Here is a 19,055-nt window from a genome sequence, read left to right as displayed (position 1 = left end):
TTTTACTTTTATGCTACATGAGCCTGCGCTACTATATCTTTCTCAGGGATGTCCTGATTCTGGCCCTCACAGCTTTCGGGGGGCCGCAGGCGCACATTGCCATGATGTTCAAGCTACTGGTAGACAAGCGCCGCTACCTGACGGAGAAGGAACTGATAGAGCTGAACGCCCTGTGCCAGATCCTGCCCGGCCCCACCTCCACCCAAACCATCACGGCCATCGGCTTTAAGATCGGGGGGCCGAACCTGGCGTACCTTACGCTGCTTGTCTGGATAACGCCTGCCGCCACCATTATGGCGCTGGCGGCCATCGGCATCTCCTACCTGCAGCAGCAGGGCATGTCCCTGGAGTTCCTGCGGATTATCCTACCCATGGCCGTGGGTTTTGTGGCCTACGCCGCCTATGTCATCAGCCTGAAAGTGGTGACGACAAAAACGGCCATTGTGCTGATGGTGATTTCGGCTATCCTGGTGTATTTCTTCTCCTCTCCGTGGGTGTTTCCGGTGATGCTGCTTGCGGGCGGCGCGGTCACGGCCCTGCGCTTTAAGCAGCACCCGCTCGAAAAAGACAAGAAGCTGCACATCCAGTGGGCCAATTTCATATTGTTTGTGGGGGTGTTGGTAACGGCGGCGGTGCTGGGTGCCACGACCTCCTCGTTGCCGGTCAGGTTGTTCGAGAACTTTTACCGGAACGGAAGCCTGGTGTTTGGGGGCGGGCAGGTGCTCATTCCGCTGCTCTTCACCGAGTTTGTGGACTTTAAAGGTTACCTCACCGGGGAGGAGTTCCTGTCGGGCTACGCCATTGTGCAGGCCCTGCCGGGACCCACCTTCTCTTTCTGCTCCTTCGTCGGCAGCCTGGCGATGCGGAAGTTCGGCCTGCCGGGCCAGTTGCTGGGCTCTTTTGTGGCGACCGTCGGCATTTTCCTGCCGGGCACTTTTCTCATCTTCTTCGTTATCCGGTTTTGGGACGGCCTGAAGAAATACCGGGTGGTGCGGGCCTCGCTGGAAGGAATCAGCGCCGTGAGTTCGGGCATGGTGGTAGCGGCGGCCATACAGCTCTATCACCCCATCGAGAACACGCCCCTGAACTTCGGCATTGTGGTGGCCACGTTTTGCCTGCTCCTCTTCACCAAAATACCCGCGCCTGTGCTTATCCTGACAGGACTGCTACTGGGCATCATTATCAATTGAAAAGACGAGGCCCGGCTAAGTTTTCTCAGCCGGGCCTCGTCTTATACATGGTTTATATATGAAACCTAATTCATATATAAAATCTACTTCAGAATTTGCAGCAGGTATTCGCCGTAGCCGCTCTTGCGCAGGGGCTCGGCCACGCGCTGCAGTTGCTCCGCGTTGATAAAACCCATGCGATAAGCCACCTCCTCGATGCTGCCGATCTTCAGGCCCTGCCGCTCCTCGATCACCTGCACAAAGGTGGCCGCCTGCATCAGCGACACGATGGTGCCCGTGTCCAGCCAGGCGGTGCCCCGGTCCAGAATGCCCACTTTCAGTTTGCCTCGTCGTAAGTACTCTTTGTTCACATCCGTGATTTCATATTCGCCACGCGGGCTTGGCTGCAGGTTTTTGGCGATCTCCACCACATCGTTATCGTAGAAGTACAGCCCCGGCACCGCGAAGCTGGATTTTGGCTCCTTAGGCTTCTCCTCTATCGATACGGCTACGTTATGCTCATCAAACTCCACCACACCATAGCGCTCCGGATCGTGCACGTGGTAGGCAAACACCACCCCGCCGTCCGGATCATTATTGGCCTGCAGCAGCTTGCTCATACCCGACCCGTAAAAGATATTGTCGCCCAGTATCAGCGCCGCTTTATCGCCGCCAATAAATTCCTCCCCGATGACGAAGGCCTGCGCCAGCCCGTTTGGCTCCTCCTGCACGGCGTAGCTGAAACTGCAGCCTATATGGCTGCCGTCGCCCAGAAGCCGCTCGAACAGCGGCAGGTCGTGCGGCGTCGAGATGATCAGGATGTCCTTGATGCCAGACAGCATGAGCGTAGACAGCGGATAGTAAATCATCGGCTTGTCATAGACCGGCATCAGCTGCTTGCTCACCGCAATGGTCAGGGGGTGTAAACGGGTGCCGGAGCCTCCGGCCAATATGATTCCTTTCATTTCTTGATTGTTGCTTGCTGGTTGTTGATTGTCTTCAAAGCCATCAACTACCAACAACTATATACTTATATCTCTTGCTGATCGCTTTTTTAACAATCAGCAATATAGCAATTAACCATTGCCGCCTTTCAGCGGCTTTAGCGGCTAACGTACTGCTGCTCGTAGTAGCGCTGGTAGTTGCCGGAGGTCACGTTCTCGAGCCACTCCTTGTGCTGCAGGTACCAATCCACGGTTTTGCTGAGGCCTTCCTCAAACGTGACAGAGGGTTTCCAGCCGAGTTCGTCCATCAGTTTGGAGGAGTCGATGGCGTAGCGCAGGTCGTGTCCGGCCCGGTCTTTCACGAAGGTGATGAGTTTGCGCGAGTGCCCCTTCTCACGGCCCAGTTTCTCGTCCATCTGGTCGCAGAGCAGCTCGATCAGGTCCAGGTTCTTCCACTCGTTCACGCCGCCGATGTTGTAGGTGTCGCCCACCTTCCCCTCATGGAAGATCACATCAATGGCGCGGGCATGGTCAATCACATACAGCCAGTCGCGCACGTTCTCGCCTTTGCCATATACCGGCACCGGGCGCTCGTGCTGGATGTTGTTGATGGCCAGCGGAATCAGCTTCTCAGGGAAGTGGTTCGGACCGTAGTTGTTCGAGCAGTTCGAGATTTTTACCGGCAGGCCGTAGGTGTGGTACCAGGCACGCACAAAATGGTCGGAGCTGGCTTTGGAGGCTGAGTAAGGCGAGCGCGGGTCGTAGGCGGTCTCCTCCGTGAAAAGTCCTTCTTCGCCCAGCGAGCCATATACCTCGTCAGTGGAGATATGGTAAAACAGATGATCCTGCAGGTTGGCGGCCCAGTGCTGGCGGGCGGTGTTCAGCAGGTTTACCGTGCCGATCACGTTCGTCTGCACGAACGCCAGCGGGTCGGTAATGGAGCGGTCCACATGCGACTCTGCCGCCAGGTGTATCACGGCATCAAACCCGTACTCGCTGAAGATGCTTTCTATATAGGCAGCGTCCACGATGTCGCCTTTCAGGAACGTGTAGTTCTTCTTTTCCTCTATATCCGTCAGGTTCGCCAGGTTTCCGGCGTAAGTGAGCTTGTCGAGGTTGAAGATCTGGTAGCTGGGGTACTTGTTCACAAACAAACGCACCACATGCGACCCGATAAACCCGGCTCCGCCCGTAATCAATATTTTCATGCTTGTATTGGTTATTTATCTTTCTGAAGGGACAGTTGCCAGTCCCAGGCGCTTTTCATGGCTTCTTCCAGCGTGCTGCTGGTCTTGAAGCCGAGTACCTCGGTGGCCTTGGTCACGTCGGCATATATCTTCGGCACATCACCGGCGCGGCGCGGGCCTATTTTGTAGTTGAGCTTTACACCGGTGGCGCGCTCGAAAGCCTGCACGGCCTCCAGCACCGTGTTGCCCCGGCCGGTTCCCACGTTAAAGAATTCGATGTCCTTCACCTTGCCCTGCAGCATGCGCTCCACCGCCGCCACGTGCGCCTTCGCCAGGTCCACCACGTGCACATAATCCCGCACGTTGGTGCCGTCTGCCGTGTCGTAGTCGTTGCCGAAGATGGTGAGTTGCTCGCGGATGCCTGCGGCAGTCTGGGTGATGAACGGCACGAGGTTGCTCGGCACGCCCAGCGGCAGTTCCCCGATTTTCGCGGTCGGGTGCGCCCCGATAGGGTTAAAGTAGCGCAGCGCAATGCTCTTAGTGCTGCTGTTGCCGCTGTTTGCCAGGTCTGTCAGAATCTCCTCGCAGACTTTTTTGGTGTTGCCGTAGGGCGAGTTGGCCTTCTGCACCGGGGTTTGCTCCGTTACGGGCAGCTGCTCCGGAATGCCATATACCGTGCAGGATGAAGAAAACACCAGATTATATACCTTGAACGCCTCCATCACCTGCAGCAGCGTCACCAGCGAGCCCACGTTGTTGTGGTAGTACTTCAGCGGCTGCTCCACCGACTCCCCCACGGCTTTGTAGGCCGCAAAATGAATGACACCGGCAATGTTCTGCTCCTGCTCGAACACGCCGCGCAGGGCGGCGGCATCGGTGCAGTCGATGTGGTGGCAGGGAATACTCCGGCCCAGGATGGCCGCAATCCCATCCAGCACGCGCTCCTCCGAATTAGAGAAATTATCCACAATCACAGGCTCGTAGCCTGCCTCTGCCAGTTCCACCACCGTATGCGAGCCGATGTAGCCCGCGCCGCCGGTCACCAGTATTTTTTCTTTTGCCAAAGCGCTAAAATTTAGTTGTTAAGCCTGATTTCATATATACGCCGTGCTGCAGAAAGCATGTTGCACTTTTCCCTGCAGTACACAAAGCGCTGGCTCCCAAGCCGGTGCTCTAAAAGTACAAAGTTATATATTTGCGCCTTACACACAACCTTTTATCGAACCCATACTTTAGGTTGACAGGTTATTTCACCGCCCGCACCATCCGGTCCTTGCCGAACAGGTCCTGCACCACGGCGGCCGCCGGGAAACCGGCCTGCAGCAACAGGTCCCGCACCTGCTCTCCGTAGCGCTCGTTTATCTCAAAGTACAAATTGCCGCCATCTTTCAGAAATTCTAGGGCAACTTCGCTAATCCTGCGGTAATACTTCAACGCATCGGCGTCGGGCACAAACAAGGCGAGGTGCGGCTCGTACTCCAGCACATTCAGGCGCATCTGCTGCTTTTCCGTCTCCAGCACGTAGGGCGGGTTGCTGGTGATGATGTCCATCGAACCGGCAGCAATTCCCTGTACCGGCTCAAAGATATCCTGCTGCAGCCACGTGACCGGCAGCTTATATATGGCCGCGTTGGCTCTGGCCACCTCCAGCGCCCCCTCCGACACCTCCAGGCCATATATAGCCGCACCCGGCAGGTTGGCCGCCAGCGCCAGCGGAATGCAGCCGCTCCCGGTGCAGATGTCCAGCGCCCGCAGTCCCTGCCGCCCCTTGTGCTCCTTCAGCACCAGGTCCACCAGTTCCTCCGTCTCCGGCCTCGGGATCAGCACCCGTTCATCCACCCGCAGGTCCAGCCCGTAGAAGTGCGCCACGCCCAGCACATACTGCACCGGCTCCTGCTGCTGCAGCCGCGCCACCGCTGCGTTTATATATGCCTCCTGCGCCTCGCTCACCGCCTCCTGCCGGTTCAGGCGCAGCTGCCCCCGCGACTGCCCCAACACCTGCTCCAGCACCAGTTGTGCCACCGCGCCCGCCTCCGGCTCCGGGTACGCCGCCTGTATGCTCTGCCGGATGTACTGCTGCATTTCCTGGATAGTCGCCACGCCTGTTCTTTCTTTACAATTTAGATATCTTTGCAAAAGTAGTGGTTAGAGTTTCGAGTTCCGAATCAGGAGTTCCGGGTCAGTGTGTGGAACACGGCTCTCGTGGTATTGCCGCTGCCGTTTGATTGCTGGTTGTTGGTTGCTGATTGTTAAATGGCCTGATGGTTATGTTGCTGGTCCGTAGATTGAACAGGACGTGCGTGCCAAGCTGTAGTAGTTGCTGAACCAGCCCCCATATACTAGGATTTAACAATCAACCATTTAACCATGCAGCAATTTATCCATGCCTTCCCATTCGAAACTCGTAACTCATAATTAACTCATGGCCTCCTCCGACGAACTATATATGCGCCGCGCACTGGAGCTTGCCCGCCTGGGCAGCGGCTTCACCTACCCCAACCCGATGGTGGGTTGCGTGGTGGTGTACGACGGGCAGATTATCGGCGAGGGCTGGCACCAGAACTACGGCGGGCCGCATGCCGAGGTGAACGCCATCGCTGCCGTGGAGGACAAAAGCCTGCTGCCGGAAAGCCGGGTATATGTGACGCTGGAACCCTGCTCACACTACGGGAAAACGCCGCCCTGCGCCGATTTGCTCCTCAGCCACGGCGTGAAGGATGTGGTGATCTGCAACACCGACCCGAACCCACTGGTGGCGGGACGCGGCATCCAAAAGCTGATTGAGGCGGGTGCGCAGGTGAAAGTGAGTGTGCTGGAGGAGGACGGACTGGACCTGAACAAACGCTTCTTCACCTTCCATGCGCAAAAGCGGCCCTACATACTGTTAAAATGGGCGGAGACCGCTGACGGCTATATAGCCGCCGCCGATTACCGGCAGGAGCAGATCAGCGGAAAACTGGCGCAGCGGGTGGTGCATAAATGGCGATCTGAGGAGCAGGCTATTATGATCGGCAGCCGCACCGCACTATACGATAACCCGCGCCTGAACACCCGCCTCTGGGGCGGCAGAAGCCCTTTGCGTGTGGTGATAGACAAAAACCTGCTGCTGCCCGGGCACCTGCACCTGTTCGACGGAAGCCACCCGACCGTGGTATATAACTACCGGAAGCAGGAGGCCGTGGAGAATTTGGATTTTGTGCAGCTTCAGGAGCAGGAGCCATTGCTCCCCCAGCTCATGCAGGACCTGCACCGGCGCAACGTGCTCTCGGTGATGGTGGAGGGCGGCACGTTTCTGCTCGAAAGCCTGCTGCAGGCCAACCTCTGGGACGAGGCCATCGTGCTGAAGAGCAGGCATATAACGTTGGGCGGCGGCATCAAAGCGCCCGCCATGATATATGGCCACCTACAGCAGGCGCAAACTTTAGGCCCCGACCAGTTGTTTCACTACGTCAGACGTTAGATTTTAGACACAAGACGTTAGACGGAAAACTTTTTCAGTCTAACACTAACCGACCCCATATTTAATTATTCAATTCAGTCACTCAAAATTAGCCCATGGCAGAATCCCTTCTGATAGATGCGAGCCTCCCCAAAGAGGAAAAATATAAGGCTCTCCTACCGCAGATCGAAGCGCTCGTAAGCGGCGAAACAGATCTGATTGCCAACATCTCCAACCTGGTGGCCGCCCTCCGGCAGGGGTTTGGCTTCTTTTGGGTGGGCGTGTACTTCAATAAAGAGCAGCAGTTGGTGCTGGGGCCGTTTCAGGGGCCGGTGGCCTGTACCCGCATCCCCTACCACAAAGGCGTGTGCGGCGCCAGTTATACCCGACACGAGACCATCATTGTACCAGACGTAGAGGCCTTCCCCGGCCATATAGCCTGCAGCGGCGACTCCAAGTCCGAGATTGTGGTGCCGGTTATAAAAGACGGTGAGGTAAAGCTGGTGCTGGATATAGACAGCGACAAGCTGAACGACTTTGACGAAGTGGACAAACGCTACCTGGAGCAACTGATGCAACTGGTGGCAAGCTGGTATTAGTTTTCGCCGACCACATTTTCGCTGACCTCGCGGTGTCCGAAGGTCCCGCGAGTGTCTACATCAAGGGCTGAAGCTATATATACCAGACGCTCGCAGGAGCTGCGCACGCTGCGAGGTCTTCGTGCGCGAGGCCCTTTTATGGCAAGGCCGCTGCAGATGTTTCTGCAGCGGCCTTGCCATATATGATTCCCTTGCCTCTATATACCTATCCGAAGAACGTCGGTGGTGCGGTTTTCAGTTGGGCAATAACGGTCTGGCCGCCTTTGGTTTTCTGCCCCAGTTCCACTTTAATCTCCGTATCCAGCGGCACGAACACGTCTACCCGGGAGCCGAACTTGATGAAGCCGAACTCCTCGCCCTGGCTTACCTCGTCCCCCTCGTTCACGTACCACACGATACGGCGCGCCATGGCACCGGCAATCTGGCGGAAAAGCACCTCCGGACCAGCCGTAGACTCTACCACCACCGTGGTGCGCTCGTTCTGCGTGCTCGATTTCGGGTGCCAGGCCACGAAGTAATTGCCAGGGTGGTACTTGAAATATTTGACAATGCCCGACACCGGGTTGCGCGTGATGTGTACGTTGATGGGCGACATGAAGATGGAGATCTGCTTGCGCCTGCCTTTGAAATATTCGGGTTCATCCACCTCCTCAATCACCACCACCTTGCCGTCGGCAGGGGCCGTGAGCAGGTCTTCGTGCAGCAGCAGGTTGCGGTACGGGCTGCGGAAAAACTGAAGAATCAACAGGAACAGGACGGCGGAAACAGCTGAGAAGATTTTGTTGAAGGTGTTGTTGTCTGCATTAAAGTTATAGAGCAACAGGTTGAGCACCAGCAAAATCAACAGCAAAAAAAATAGAATTCTCCGTCCTTCTTTATGAATCTTCATCCGTAGTTATGTTACCCGCAGGCGCCTTCCATTCAGCAATAGCCCATTCCTTAAAAATGAATGGGCCATGTTTCTGCTTCAAAAATAATAAACTTACGTTTATTGTTGTAAAAATTTACGTGTTAGAAGCCGCCACGGTACTTATACGTCATCGCCACCTTGTCGATTGCCACGATATAGGCCGCGATGCGCATCGGTACGTTATATTTCTGTGAAGCGGCATACACGCGCTCAAAGGCCTCGTTCATGATGCGCTCGGCCCGCTCGTTTACGCGCTGCAGTGTCCATTTAAAGCCCATGCGGTTTTGCACCCACTCAAAGTACGATACCGTTACCCCGCCGGAGTTCGCCAGGATGTCCGGCACCACCATGATGCCTTTCTCGTTGATGATGCTGTCGGCTTTGTAAGACGTCGGGCCGTTGGCTCCCTCCACAATCAGGCGGGCCTGTATCCGGTCCACGTTGTGGATCGTGATCACGTCCTCCACGGCAGCGGGCACCAGCACATCCACCCTGGAAGTCAGCAGTTCGGCCGGGTCCATTTGCTCCGCGCCTCTGTAGCCCTCCAGGCGGCCGTTGTGCCCGTTCTTGTACTCAATGGCCCCGTCAATGTCGATGCCGCTGTCGTTCCAGTAGGCGCCGCTCACGTCACTGATGCCCAGGATTTTTACGCCACGCTCCGCCATCAGTTTGGCCGCCCAGGCACCCACGTTGCCAAAGCCCTGCACGGCGGCAGTCGATTTGTTCGGATCCATGCCCAGTTTCTCCATCGCCGCCATCGCCGACACCATCACCCCGCGCCCCGTGGCCTCCACGCGGCCCAGCGAACCGCCCAGCACCAGCGGCTTGCCTGTGACCACCGCATGCACCGTAGAGCCTTTTGTTTTAGAGTATTCGTCCATCAGCCACGCCATCTCGCGCGGGCCGGTGCCCATGTCCGGGGCCGGTATATCCTGGTCCGGGCCGAAAAGGTCGACCAGCGAAGAGGTGTAGGCCCTTGTGAGGCGCTCGATCTCACCGGCGGACATGGCGTAAGGGTCGCAGATGATGCCGCCTTTGGCGCCGCCGTACGGAATGTCCACCACGGCGCACTTCCACGTCATCCAGGCGGCCAGTGCCTTCACCTCGTCCAGGAACACGTCCGGGGCGTAGCGGATACCACCCTTGGACGGGCCCAGGATGTTGGAGTGCATTACCCTGTATCCCTCGAAGACGCGCACCTTGCCATCGTCCATGGTGACGGGGATGTTGACGATCACCTGCCGCGTCGGCGACTTCAAAACATTATATACTTCTTCATCCAGCCCCAGTACTTCAGCCGCCACGTTAAAGCGCGACATCATTGATTCAAAAGGATTCTCTCTGTCCTTTATAGGCGCAGGCTCTTTATATAACATCGTTTTGTGTGTTTAAGAATTAGTAGTGAGTAATCAGTTATGCGGCAATTTGAGAATATTACGCGCAAGCTCCTACGGGCTTTGCGCCATTTTTTCAGAAGATTTTGACGAAGGCGACGATGAAGGGAATGACCATCAGCAGGCTGTCGAAGCGGTCGAGCAGGCCGCCGTGGCCCGGCAGCAGGGTGCCCGAGTCTTTCACGCCCAGGCTGCGCTTCAGCATCGACTCCACCAGGTCGCCCAGCACCCCGAACACCGAAACGATGAGGGCCATCCCCACCCACTGGTATACTTCCAACTCTACAAAGATGAGGCTCAGCACGTAGCCGACGCCGATAGAGAAAAGCGTGCCGCCTACCCACCCCTCCCAGGTTTTGCCCGGCGAGATGCGCTCGAACAGCTTGTGCCTGCCGAAGTTTTTGCCCGCTATATACCCGCCGGTGTCGGAGGCCCAGATCAGCAGCAGCAGGCCCAGGATGGGCTGCCACCTGTAACCGCCATCGAAATAAGCCAGCACGTGCAGCAGCCCGAAAGGGCCAGCCACGTACAGGGCGCCCATAATGGTGAAGGCAATGTTGGTGAACGGCTGCGGCTGTTTCCGGTAAAGCTCATATATAAAAATGAAGAAAAGCACCGGCAGCGAGAAGTACAGCAACTCGCCGGGCATCATGCCCGCCTGCACCAGGAACACCGACACGTAGAACAGCCCGCCCAGCAGAAACCCGATGCCCCGGTTGGCGTGAATGCCCTGCACCCGCACGATGCGGTAAAACTCGGCGATGCCCAGCAGCGTGAGCCCCAGGAAGAGCACGAAATAAGTCCACTCGCTAAAGCAGATGCTCCCGATGAAGATGGCGGCACCCAGCACCCCGACAATGACGCGTTGATTGAGATTACTGAGGGTGGATATCTTTTTACTCATGAATCGGTTTTAAGTCGACGGGGCGACAGGTCATGGTATTGGTTTGCCCCGCTCACGTGCGAAATTCTTCCTCAGCGGCGGCCACCTCCGCGTTGCCCGGCCGCAATGGCAAAGCCTTGTACTGCTGGTAAAGGTAATAGATAATGGCGGCACTCAGCACCAGCGACAGCAGAATCATGTAGAGCGGCATCGCCTCGGTGCTCTCGATGTCGGCGTCCACGGCGCGGGTCTGGTACAGGTACAGCATGAAAACGGTGAAGCCGTTGTTCACGAAATGCGCCACGATCGGCACCACGATCCGGCCCGACCAATAATATAAATACCCAAACAGCGCACCCAGCAAAAGCCTCGGCACAAACCCGAAGAACTGCACGTGGATGGCCGCAAATATCAGGGCCGCCAGCCATATCGCCACATGCGGGTTGTTCAGCCAGCGGTAAAACTGCCGCTGCGCTATGCCCCGGAACACCAACTCTTCCCCGATAGCCGGTATCAGCGCGAACACCACCAGCCCTATCAGCAGATCGCCCACGGTGTCGAAGCGGGTGATGAGCTTCATGATCTCGGCCAGTTGGTCTTCCTGCTGCCGCGCCCAGCGCTCAAACCCGCCCATAAAATCTGGGAAATTGAGCGTGGCGTTCCAGTTGATGACGGCGGAGTTGGCGGGCATGATGATGACGATGAGCAGCCCGCTCAGCAGCACCAGCCACAGCGCCGGCCGCACCTTGCGGTTCAGGTAGCGGCCGAGGTCCAGGCCGAGGGTGCGCAGGAGAATGATGGGGCCGACGATGAACGATATAAACTGCAGCACGCCCTGCAGCAGCAGCATCACGCCCGGCCCCTGCGGGTGCGAGGCCGGATCAGCGACCACCTCCATCAACTGGAAAATGCTGATCCCAAAGATCCACTTGGCCAGCAGGCTTACCAGGAACGTGGCCACGAAATAGCCTCCCGCCATAAACACCAGCAGCAGCAGCAGCACCCAGAACGGGTGCAGATCTTTGGAGATGAAACCTTTCATACAGAAGATTAGGTTTAATTGACGTAAATTTACGCGAAAAAATAGATTTAGCTGTGGTAAAGATAGCGAACATAGGCCTGGGCGAGTTTCCGCTGCTGCTGGCACCGATGGAGGACGTGAGCGATCCACCCTTCCGGAAGGTGTGCAAGGCGAACGGCGCCGACCTGATGTACACGGAGTTTATATCCTCGGAGGGCCTGATACGCGACGCCGCCAAAAGCATCCAGAAACTCGACGTATTTGATTACGAGCGCCCGGTCGGCATCCAGATTTTCGGGTCGGACATTGACTCGATGCGCGAGGCGGCCATTGTCTCCTCGCAGGCAGGGCCCGACCTGATCGACATCAACTACGGCTGCCCCGTGAAGAACGTGGCCTGCAAAGGCGCCGGCGCCGCGCTGCTGCGCGACGTGCCCAAGATGGTGAAGATGACGGAGGAGATTGTAAAGGCGACGCACCTGCCCGTGACCGTGAAAACCCGCCTCGGCTGGGACGAGAACACGAAGTATATCGTGGAAACCGCCGAAAGGCTGCAGGACATCGGCATCCAGGCCCTGAGCATCCACGGCCGCACCCGCGTGCAGATGTACAAGGGCGAGGCCGACTGGAGCCTGATCGCGGAGGTGAAAAACAACCCGCGCATGCACATCCCGATCTTCGGCAACGGCGACATCGACTCGCCGCAGAAGGCGCTCGAGTACCGAAACCGCTATGGCGTGGACGGCATCATGATCGGGCGCGCCAGCATCGGCTACCCCTGGATCTTCAACGAGATAAAGCACTATATGAGCACCGGCGAAACACTGGCCGGGCCCACGCTGGAGGAGCGCGTGGCCGTTTGCCGCCAGCACTTTACGCACTCGCTGGAGTGGAAGGGTGAGAAGCTGGGCATTTTTGAGATGCGCCGCCACTACACCAACTACTTCCGGGGCCTGCCGTACTTCAAGCCGCTGCGCATGCGCCTCGTGCAGTCCGAAGACATCCAGGAGATATATGACACGCTGGAGGAAATCGCGCAGACGATGAGCTATGCTGAGTTAGAAAGTTAGAGAGTTTGGGAGTTAGATAGGTAAGAGTTATAAAGTTGAAGGGTTATAAACTGATCAGCCATATATGAATAGCAACAAATCCAAAAAGCTGGTGGCCGGAAAGGCTTTATTAATTCACTAACTCTTACCTCTCTGACTTTCTAACTTCCAAAATCTTACCTTTCTAACTTTCTAACTATCAAGCCCGCCCCCTCTCCCCCGCCGCAGAAAAGCGACTCCTCCACGCTTGCCTGGTTTCTGATTGTCGTGCTTTCGCTTATATGGGGCACCTCTTTCATCCTGATCAAGAAGGGGCTGGTTGTTTTCGCGGCGGACGAGCTGGGCGCCCTGCGGATTGTGATTGCCTGCCTCTCGCTATTGCCCTTCGCCATCCTGAACCTCCGGAAGGTTGAGCCGCGGCGCTGGAAGTTTATCGCGGCCAGCGGTCTGCTGGGCAACCTGCTTCCGGCGTTTCTGTTTGCCTATGCCGAGATGCGCCTGGCCAGCGGCCTGGCGGGCGTGCTTAACTCGCTCACGGCGCTGTTCACGCTGCTGATCGGGGCCATGTTCTTCCGGCAGTCCATCACCTGGATGCGGCTGCTGGGCATCGTGATTGGGATAGCAGGCACGGCCATGCTCATCTTCTCGGGCAGCGGCAGCGCCGATCTCGACAACAAATACTATGGGCTATTCATCGTGGTAGCCACCATCTGCTACGGCGGCAGCGCCAACATCATCAAGTTCCGGCTACAGGGCATCAAACCTGTGGTGATGTCGAGTCTGGCGCTACTGACGGTGGGGCCGGTTGCCGCGACTTACCTTTTCACCACCGGGGCCATATATAAACTGCAGGCTGTGCCCGGGGCCTGGGAGGCGCTGTTATATATAGCCATCCTGGCTGTGTTCAGTACCGCCATCGGCCTTATCCTGCTCAACAAACTCATCCACGTTTCCACGCCGCTTTTCGCCAGTTCCTCCAATTACCTCATCCCGGTTGTGGCGCTGGGCTGGGGCGTGCTGGACGGGGAGCATATCTATGCCTGGCACTATATGGGCATGGCGGTTATCCTGCTGGGCGTGTTTGTGGTGAACCGGGCGAGGTAGCGCCTCTACAGGGCTGGGCGTAACCGCCGCAGAGGCACCCTGCCCCACAGCACCCCAAATAGCCATATATACCCGAGTCAGACACCACAGGCATAATTCTATAGCGCGATTTCATAGAAATCATGCACCACTGTGCGGGCCCCGTAGCTTTCCTTGTTCCGGATAAGCCCCTCGTTCAGGTACTTCCCCTGATCCTCGGTGGAGATGCCGAAGTTGAAGTACTTTTTATGGGGATATACCACTGTCAGCAGGTGGTCAATCAGCACATCCAATGCTCCCGAGGCCTTGCCTGCTGCGGTAGCCCCCATATACTGGCAATGTGCCACCGTGGCTGTCTCATATAGAAGCACGCCCGCCAGCATCGCCTCGCCCTTGGTGGCTATATATAGCTTGATGTTCTGAGGGAATCGGGAGGCGAGCAGCGTTACTTCTGCGGCAGTGTGCACCGGTTGCTTGCCGTACTTTGCCTGAAGCAACTCCTGCTCCAGTTGCATGAACCGGTTGTAATCTTCTGAAACCACTACCTGCACCGCTGCCTGCCTGGCTTTCTTCACTTCCCACCTGCGCTGCCTGTCATACAGAGCAGGTTGCGCAAGATCTATCACTGAACTCGCATCGCGCCTGTAAAGCGTGGCACCGTGGCGGAAAAGCGCGTACAGATCCTCCCCGGCGGGCAGTTGGTGGTATATAGGCGGGATGGTTTTATAGATGATTTTCCGGAAACCCTGCTCCCGGAAGCATGCCAGCATCGCCTCAAAAACCTCCAGCATCACGGGCGTCTTCATGCGGCTGTCGCTGATGATGCCGCCGTAGGTCAGGCCGCCGTGGCTTTGCACCTGCTGCCCCGCCTCGTTGGCAGGCAGCAGGGCTATCAGCCTGTTCTTGCGGTAAAAGAGAAGCGAATGGTCCGTGAAGCGATCTGCGTGGTACGCCATATAAGCGCGGTGCAGCAGGAAGGTGCCGTTCTTGGAGCCCGCCACGAAAGCATCCCAATCAGCTTTATGCTCCGGCGTATACTTTACAGCTTCTACCATACGTTAGATGAAAGGCGAATTTACGAAGGGCTTTCAAACCATAAGACGCAAGTTGTTGCGTCTCTACCAGCAATCAACAATTAGCAATTCAACAATTAACGATTCAGCACGATCCGGAACGTGGTGCCCTTGCCCGCCTCCGACCACTTTACATACAGCCTGCCCTCGTGGTAATTGTCGATGATGCGTTTGGCCAGCGCCAGTCCAAGCCCCCAGCCGCGCTTTTTAGTGGTGTAGCCGGGCATAAAAACAGAGTCTATCTTGCTTTTCGGGATGCCTTTGCCGGTGTCTGTGATGTCTACGGCTATGCTGCTCTTGCCCAGCAGTTGCAGCTGTATGGTAATGCTGCCCTTGCCCTCCATGGCGTCCACGGCATTTTTGCAGATGTTCTCGATCACCCAGTCGTAGAGCGACACGTTGATTTTGGCCGTGATGTCCGGGGAGAAAGTGGAGGAAACGGAAAAGGCCACCTTGCGCGAGATGCGGTTCTGCAGGTAATTGATGGCGTTCTCCGTTACCTGCAGCACGTTCTCGTCGCGCAGCGTCGGCACCGAGCCGATGTTGGAGAACCGTTCGGTAATCACCTCCAGCCGCCGCACATCCTTCCCCAGTTCGTCTATGATGGGTTCTTTCTCAAACTTCGGGTTTACCTTGATGTACTCGTACCAGGCCATCAGCGACGACAGCGGCGTGCCCAACTGGTGCGCCGTCTCCTTGGCCAGCCCCACCCACACCCGGTTCTGCTCGGCGCGGCGCGAGTAGCTGAAGGCGAAGTAGGCCATGGAGGCAAAGCAGGCAATCACGATCAGCTGCACATAAGGGTAATACCGAAGCTGCGAGAGCAGGGCCGAGTCTTTGTAAAACACATAGTTCACCGACCCCTCCGCCCAGGGCACCACGATAGGCTCGTGCTGCGCCTGCATCTTCTCTATCTGCCGCTGCAGGTAATCGTTAACTTTCCCGGGGTCTTCCGAAATGTTTTCGGGGATATCGATGTTCTTAGAGTCAAGTATGTTGATGTTTTCATCCGTCAGGATAACCGGCACCGTATTGTTAGAGGACAGAATCTCCTCCTCTATAAACACGATGTTGTCGTCGCTGGGCGCGTTTATCATATAGCGGAGGCCTTTGGCGTAAAGCTGCACCAGCTCCTGCTCCCGCTCCGACAGCTTGGAGACCAGCACATTTGTGTAAGCGATGGTGGCTGCCCCGATGATAAGAGCGACAATGACAACGACAAGCTTTATCCTGTTCTTCTGGGAGTAGATGGGGATCATGCAGTGTACACGTAATTTATTTGAAATTAGTATAAATTGAACATTAAGGGCAACTATGTTTCATTTTAATAAATTGAAAGTTAACTTTACACTCTAGCAGACACACGTTACTATGCTTCAGAATTTCAAAGCAATCAGCCTGTCCTACAGGAAAGCGCCGCTGGATATCAGGGAACTGATTGCCTTAGATGAAACCTCCTGCAGGCTTTTCCTACAGACGCTGAAGGGCTTTATCCAGGCTTCTGACATACTGGTGCTCTCTACCTGCAACCGCACCGAAGTTTATTATAACGCCGACACCGACCACAGCACTGAGATCGTGAAGCTGCTGGGCATCACCAAAGGCATCCGGAACATCTCCCAGTACCTCGACTATTTCACCATCCTGAACGAACACGACGATGCGGTGCAGCACCTGTTTGAGGTGTCGATGGGGCTGGAGTCGCAGGTGGTGGGCGATATGCAGATCTCCAATCAGGTGAAGCAGGCTTACCAGTGGGCCGCCGACAACGAAACCGCTGGCCCGTTTCTGCACCGGCTGATGCACACCATCTTCTTCACCAACAAGCGCGTGGTGCAGGAAACCTCCTTCCGCGACGGGGCCGCCTCCACCTCCTACGCCGCCATCGAGCTGATTGAGGAGCTGACCGCTGACATCGCGGACCCGAGCATTCTGGTGGTTGGCCTGGGAGAGATAGGCGCAGACGTTTGCCGCAACCTGAAAGACGGGGGCTTTAAGAACGTGAGAATCACAAACCGCACGCAGGCAAAGGCAAAAGGGCTGGCAGAGGAGTGCGGCATGGAAGTGCTGCCGTTTGAGGATATCGTGCAGGGCATGAAGGCCGCCGACGTGATCATATCCTCCGTGGCCCGCGAAACCCCTTTTTTCACCAAAGAGATGGTGAAGCGCCTGCATGTGCTCTCTTTTAAATTCTTCATCGACCTGTCGGTGCCGCGCAGCGTGGAAGCGGACGTAGAAACCGTTCCCGGCGTTCTGGTGTATAACATCGACGCCATCCAGAACAAGGCGTCGGAGGCCCTGCAGCTCCGCCTGAACGCGGTGCCCAGGGTAAAGGAGATCATCGCCGAATCCATCGAACAGTTTAATGACTGGTCGAAGGAGATGATGGTGTCGCCGACGATCAACCGCCTGAAGAACGCGCTGGAGACTATCCGCCAGGAGGAGATGGCGCGCTACATGAAAAAGCTGGGCCCGAAAGAGGCAAAAATGATGGACAACATCACCAAGTCCATGATGCAGAAAATTATAAAACTTCCGGTATTGCAGTTAAAGGCCGCCTGCAAGCGCGGCGAGGCCGAGACACTGATCGACCTGCTCAACGACTTGTTCAACCTCGAAAACCAGGAAATTACCACAAACCATTTTTCTGAGTAAACGGTCACTTTTTGTTAGTTAAAATAACAGCCAAAGGCCTCTGCAGGCTCCATTTTTAAGTGGAATGCAGAGGCCTTTGGCTGTTTCAGCAGGTGATCCGGCTGCGGACGGGTAGCGTGTTTCGGTATTAAATGTCAATGCAACACTCTTCCAGGCAGTCGATCACGTCGATCAGTTTGGGGATAGCAAGCGAGTAATAGATCTTTGTTCCCACTTTAAACGAGGACAGGACGCCCTTGTCTTTTAGTGTGATGAGGTGCTGCGAAGCGATGGCCTGGGGGAGGTCTAACTGCTTATATATCTCAGTTACAGTCATTTTATCCTCCTTTCCAAGCAAATCAACGATCGCCAATCTCTTCGGGTGGGCCAGTACTTTTAGCATGGCCGCTGCCTTATCAATCTTCTTCGATTCTACTCTTGATAATAAACTTTTCATAAATTAATAATTATACCTAACAGTTTCTACAATAAATTACGGGTTAACAATCTTATTCATATTAAGATATATACGAGCCCTGCATTATTTGGCTGGACCCAACATTGGAGCGCATTTACTATTTTTGGCGATGGACACTACTTTTCATGTAATCGGCCTGATGTCAGGCACCTCTTTAGACGGCCTGGATCTGGCGCACTGTAGCATTACGCACGAAAATGAGAATTGGATATATAAGATACTACATACAAATACATCCGGATATTCTGATACTCTAATTGAATCTCTCCGGGAGGCCGAGAACGCCTCCGCCTCCGCGCTCGTCCGGCTTCACCATGCTTACGGAAAACACCTGGGCGAGGAGGTGCGCGCGTTTGTACAGAAACACGGCATCCGGCCTGACTTCGTCGCCTCCCACGGCCACACCATCTTCCACCAGCCAGGCAACCATATCTCCTTTCAGCTGGGGCACGGCGCCTATATAGCCGCACACGCCAAGTTGCCTGTTGTCAGCGACTTCCGCACGCTCGATATTGCCCTGGGCGGGCAGGGCGCGCCGCTGGTGCCTATCGGGGATGAGCTGCTTTTCAGGGAGTATGATTATTGCATCAACCTCGGCGGCATCGCCAACGTTTCTTATAATCAGAACGGCCGCAGGCTGGCATTTGATATATGCGCCTGCAACATGCTGCTGAATACCCTGGCCAACAGCACCGGGAGCGCCTACGACCACAATGGGGAACTGGCGCAGGGCGGTGCCTTACAGCCGGAGCTGTTACAGCAACTGAACGCGCCGGCTTACTTCGCAGCACCGGCGCCGAAGTCGCTGGGGAAGGAGTGGGTGCTGGCGCACAGCCTTAAAAGCCTCAACGCCTCCCCTGCCTCCGTACCCGACAAGCTGCACACCACCTGCCACCACATCGCCGCACAGCTAAAACAAGCGCTACCGCAGCTGCACACCGGGCGTCACCGGGTGCTTTTAACGGGCGGCGGCGCCTTCAACCTTTTCCTGGTGCAGTTGCTGCAGGAATACCTGGGGGAGCAGTACCAGGTGGAAGTGCCGGAGCCGGAGGTAGTGTCGTTCAAAGAGGCCCTGATCTTCGCCTTTTTAGGGGTGTTGCGCTGGCGCGGCGAACATAACTGCCTCCGCAGCGTAACCGGCGCCTCCCAGGACAACATCGGCGGCTGCATCTATCTCTTCTAACCAGCTTCG

General features: G+C 56.2%; 18 protein-coding genes. 7 read left to right on the top strand and 11 right to left on the bottom strand.

Annotation, left to right across the window (positions count from 1 at the left end):
- Positions 1 to 17: 17 nt before the first annotated feature.
- Positions 18 to 1,190, top strand: coding sequence for a chromate efflux transporter (gene chrA, locus GSQ62_RS12225; RefSeq protein WP_161889761.1), 1,173 nt, complete (start codon positions 18 to 20; stop codon positions 1,188 to 1,190).
- An 83-nt stretch (positions 1,191 to 1,273) separates the two neighbouring features.
- On the opposite strand, the gene rfbA is transcribed toward chrA, so the two are convergent.
- The 4 genes from rfbA to prmC all read right to left on the bottom strand — a co-directional run bounded on the left by rfbA (position 1,274) and on the right by prmC (position 5,400).
- Positions 1,274 to 2,134, bottom strand: a complete 861-nt coding sequence (gene rfbA / locus GSQ62_RS12220) for a glucose-1-phosphate thymidylyltransferase RfbA (RefSeq protein ID WP_161889760.1) — start codon at positions 2,132 to 2,134, stop codon at positions 1,274 to 1,276.
- A 137-nt stretch (positions 2,135 to 2,271) separates the two neighbouring features.
- Positions 2,272 to 3,321 carry a dTDP-glucose 4,6-dehydratase gene (gene rfbB, locus GSQ62_RS12215; RefSeq protein ID WP_161889759.1) on the bottom strand — a complete coding sequence of 350 codons (1,050 nt, stop codon included), beginning with the start codon at positions 3,319 to 3,321 and terminating at the stop codon, positions 2,272 to 2,274.
- Positions 3,322 to 3,332: 11 nt separating this feature from the next.
- On the bottom strand, positions 3,333 to 4,364 hold the full coding sequence (gene galE, locus GSQ62_RS12210; RefSeq protein ID WP_161889758.1) for a UDP-glucose 4-epimerase GalE: 1,032 nt from the start codon (positions 4,362 to 4,364) through the stop codon (positions 3,333 to 3,335).
- A gap of 181 nt (positions 4,365 to 4,545) precedes the next feature.
- A complete protein-coding gene (prmC, locus tag GSQ62_RS12205; RefSeq protein ID WP_161889757.1) occupies positions 4,546 to 5,400 on the bottom strand; it encodes a peptide chain release factor N(5)-glutamine methyltransferase in 855 nt (284 codons plus the stop codon).
- 322 nt (positions 5,401 to 5,722) lie between these two features.
- Between prmC and ribD the strand changes: the two genes are divergently transcribed.
- Together ribD and GSQ62_RS12195 are read left to right on the top strand one after the other, a co-directional pair.
- Positions 5,723 to 6,760 (top strand): bifunctional diaminohydroxyphosphoribosylaminopyrimidine deaminase/5-amino-6-(5-phosphoribosylamino)uracil reductase RibD, encoded by a 1,038-nt coding sequence (gene ribD, locus GSQ62_RS12200; RefSeq protein ID WP_161889756.1) that lies wholly within the window; start codon positions 5,723 to 5,725, stop codon positions 6,758 to 6,760.
- Positions 6,761 to 6,855: 95 nt separating this feature from the next.
- The gene (locus GSQ62_RS12195; RefSeq protein ID WP_161889755.1) at positions 6,856 to 7,338 is read left to right on the top strand and encodes a GAF domain-containing protein; all 483 of its coding nucleotides are present in this window, start codon (positions 6,856 to 6,858) and stop codon (positions 7,336 to 7,338) included.
- Between the two features lie 205 nt (positions 7,339 to 7,543).
- On the opposite strand, the gene GSQ62_RS12190 is transcribed toward GSQ62_RS12195, so the two are convergent.
- The 4 genes from GSQ62_RS12190 to GSQ62_RS12175 form a co-directional block, all read right to left on the bottom strand.
- Positions 7,544 to 8,227, bottom strand: coding sequence for a phosphatidylserine decarboxylase family protein (locus GSQ62_RS12190; RefSeq protein ID WP_161889754.1), 684 nt, complete (start codon positions 8,225 to 8,227; stop codon positions 7,544 to 7,546).
- Between the two features lie 122 nt (positions 8,228 to 8,349).
- The gene (locus GSQ62_RS12185; protein WP_161889753.1) at positions 8,350 to 9,624 is read right to left on the bottom strand and encodes a Glu/Leu/Phe/Val family dehydrogenase; all 1,275 of its coding nucleotides are present in this window, start codon (positions 9,622 to 9,624) and stop codon (positions 8,350 to 8,352) included.
- A gap of 94 nt (positions 9,625 to 9,718) precedes the next feature.
- On the bottom strand, positions 9,719 to 10,546 hold the full coding sequence (locus GSQ62_RS12180) for a phosphatidate cytidylyltransferase (protein ID WP_161889752.1): 828 nt from the start codon (positions 10,544 to 10,546) through the stop codon (positions 9,719 to 9,721).
- 52 nt (positions 10,547 to 10,598) lie between these two features.
- Complete coding sequence (locus tag GSQ62_RS12175) at positions 10,599 to 11,567, bottom strand: CPBP family intramembrane glutamic endopeptidase (RefSeq protein ID WP_161889751.1); 969 nt, start codon at positions 11,565 to 11,567, stop codon at positions 10,599 to 10,601.
- A gap of 53 nt (positions 11,568 to 11,620) precedes the next feature.
- On the opposite strand from GSQ62_RS12175, the gene dusB reads away from it, so the two are divergent.
- Complete coding sequence (dusB, locus tag GSQ62_RS12170) at positions 11,621 to 12,616, top strand: tRNA dihydrouridine synthase DusB (protein ID WP_161889750.1); 996 nt, start codon at positions 11,621 to 11,623, stop codon at positions 12,614 to 12,616.
- A 177-nt stretch (positions 12,617 to 12,793) separates the two neighbouring features.
- The gene (locus GSQ62_RS12165; RefSeq protein WP_262886659.1) at positions 12,794 to 13,699 is read left to right on the top strand and encodes a DMT family transporter; all 906 of its coding nucleotides are present in this window, start codon (positions 12,794 to 12,796) and stop codon (positions 13,697 to 13,699) included.
- Positions 13,700 to 13,797: 98 nt separating this feature from the next.
- Here the strand turns inward: GSQ62_RS12165 and GSQ62_RS12160 are convergent, their stop codons facing one another.
- Together GSQ62_RS12160 and GSQ62_RS12155 are read right to left on the bottom strand one after the other, a co-directional pair.
- Positions 13,798 to 14,733: a GNAT family N-acetyltransferase gene (locus GSQ62_RS12160; RefSeq protein WP_161889749.1), complete on the bottom strand. Its 936-nt coding sequence runs from the start codon at positions 14,731 to 14,733 to the stop codon at positions 13,798 to 13,800.
- 95 nt (positions 14,734 to 14,828) lie between these two features.
- A complete protein-coding gene (locus GSQ62_RS12155) occupies positions 14,829 to 16,010 on the bottom strand; it encodes a sensor histidine kinase (protein WP_161889748.1) in 1,182 nt (393 codons plus the stop codon).
- A 112-nt stretch (positions 16,011 to 16,122) separates the two neighbouring features.
- On the opposite strand from GSQ62_RS12155, the gene hemA reads away from it, so the two are divergent.
- Complete coding sequence (hemA, locus tag GSQ62_RS12150) at positions 16,123 to 17,406, top strand: glutamyl-tRNA reductase (protein ID WP_161889747.1); 1,284 nt, start codon at positions 16,123 to 16,125, stop codon at positions 17,404 to 17,406.
- A gap of 127 nt (positions 17,407 to 17,533) precedes the next feature.
- On the opposite strand, the gene GSQ62_RS12145 is transcribed toward hemA, so the two are convergent.
- Positions 17,534 to 17,788 carry an ArsR/SmtB family transcription factor gene (locus tag GSQ62_RS12145; protein ID WP_237587147.1) on the bottom strand — a complete coding sequence of 85 codons (255 nt, stop codon included), beginning with the start codon at positions 17,786 to 17,788 and terminating at the stop codon, positions 17,534 to 17,536.
- Positions 17,789 to 17,972: 184 nt separating this feature from the next.
- On the opposite strand from GSQ62_RS12145, the gene GSQ62_RS12140 reads away from it, so the two are divergent.
- On the top strand, positions 17,973 to 19,046 hold the full coding sequence (locus tag GSQ62_RS12140) for an anhydro-N-acetylmuramic acid kinase (RefSeq protein ID WP_161889746.1): 1,074 nt from the start codon (positions 17,973 to 17,975) through the stop codon (positions 19,044 to 19,046).
- The last annotated feature ends 9 nt before the right edge of the window (positions 19,047 to 19,055 follow it).

The sequence above is a fragment of the Pontibacter russatus genome, assembly GCF_009931655.1.
Taxonomy (GTDB): Bacteria; Bacteroidota; Bacteroidia; order Cytophagales; family Hymenobacteraceae; genus Pontibacter; species Pontibacter russatus.
This window is presented reverse-complemented; position numbering and strand designations above follow the sequence as displayed.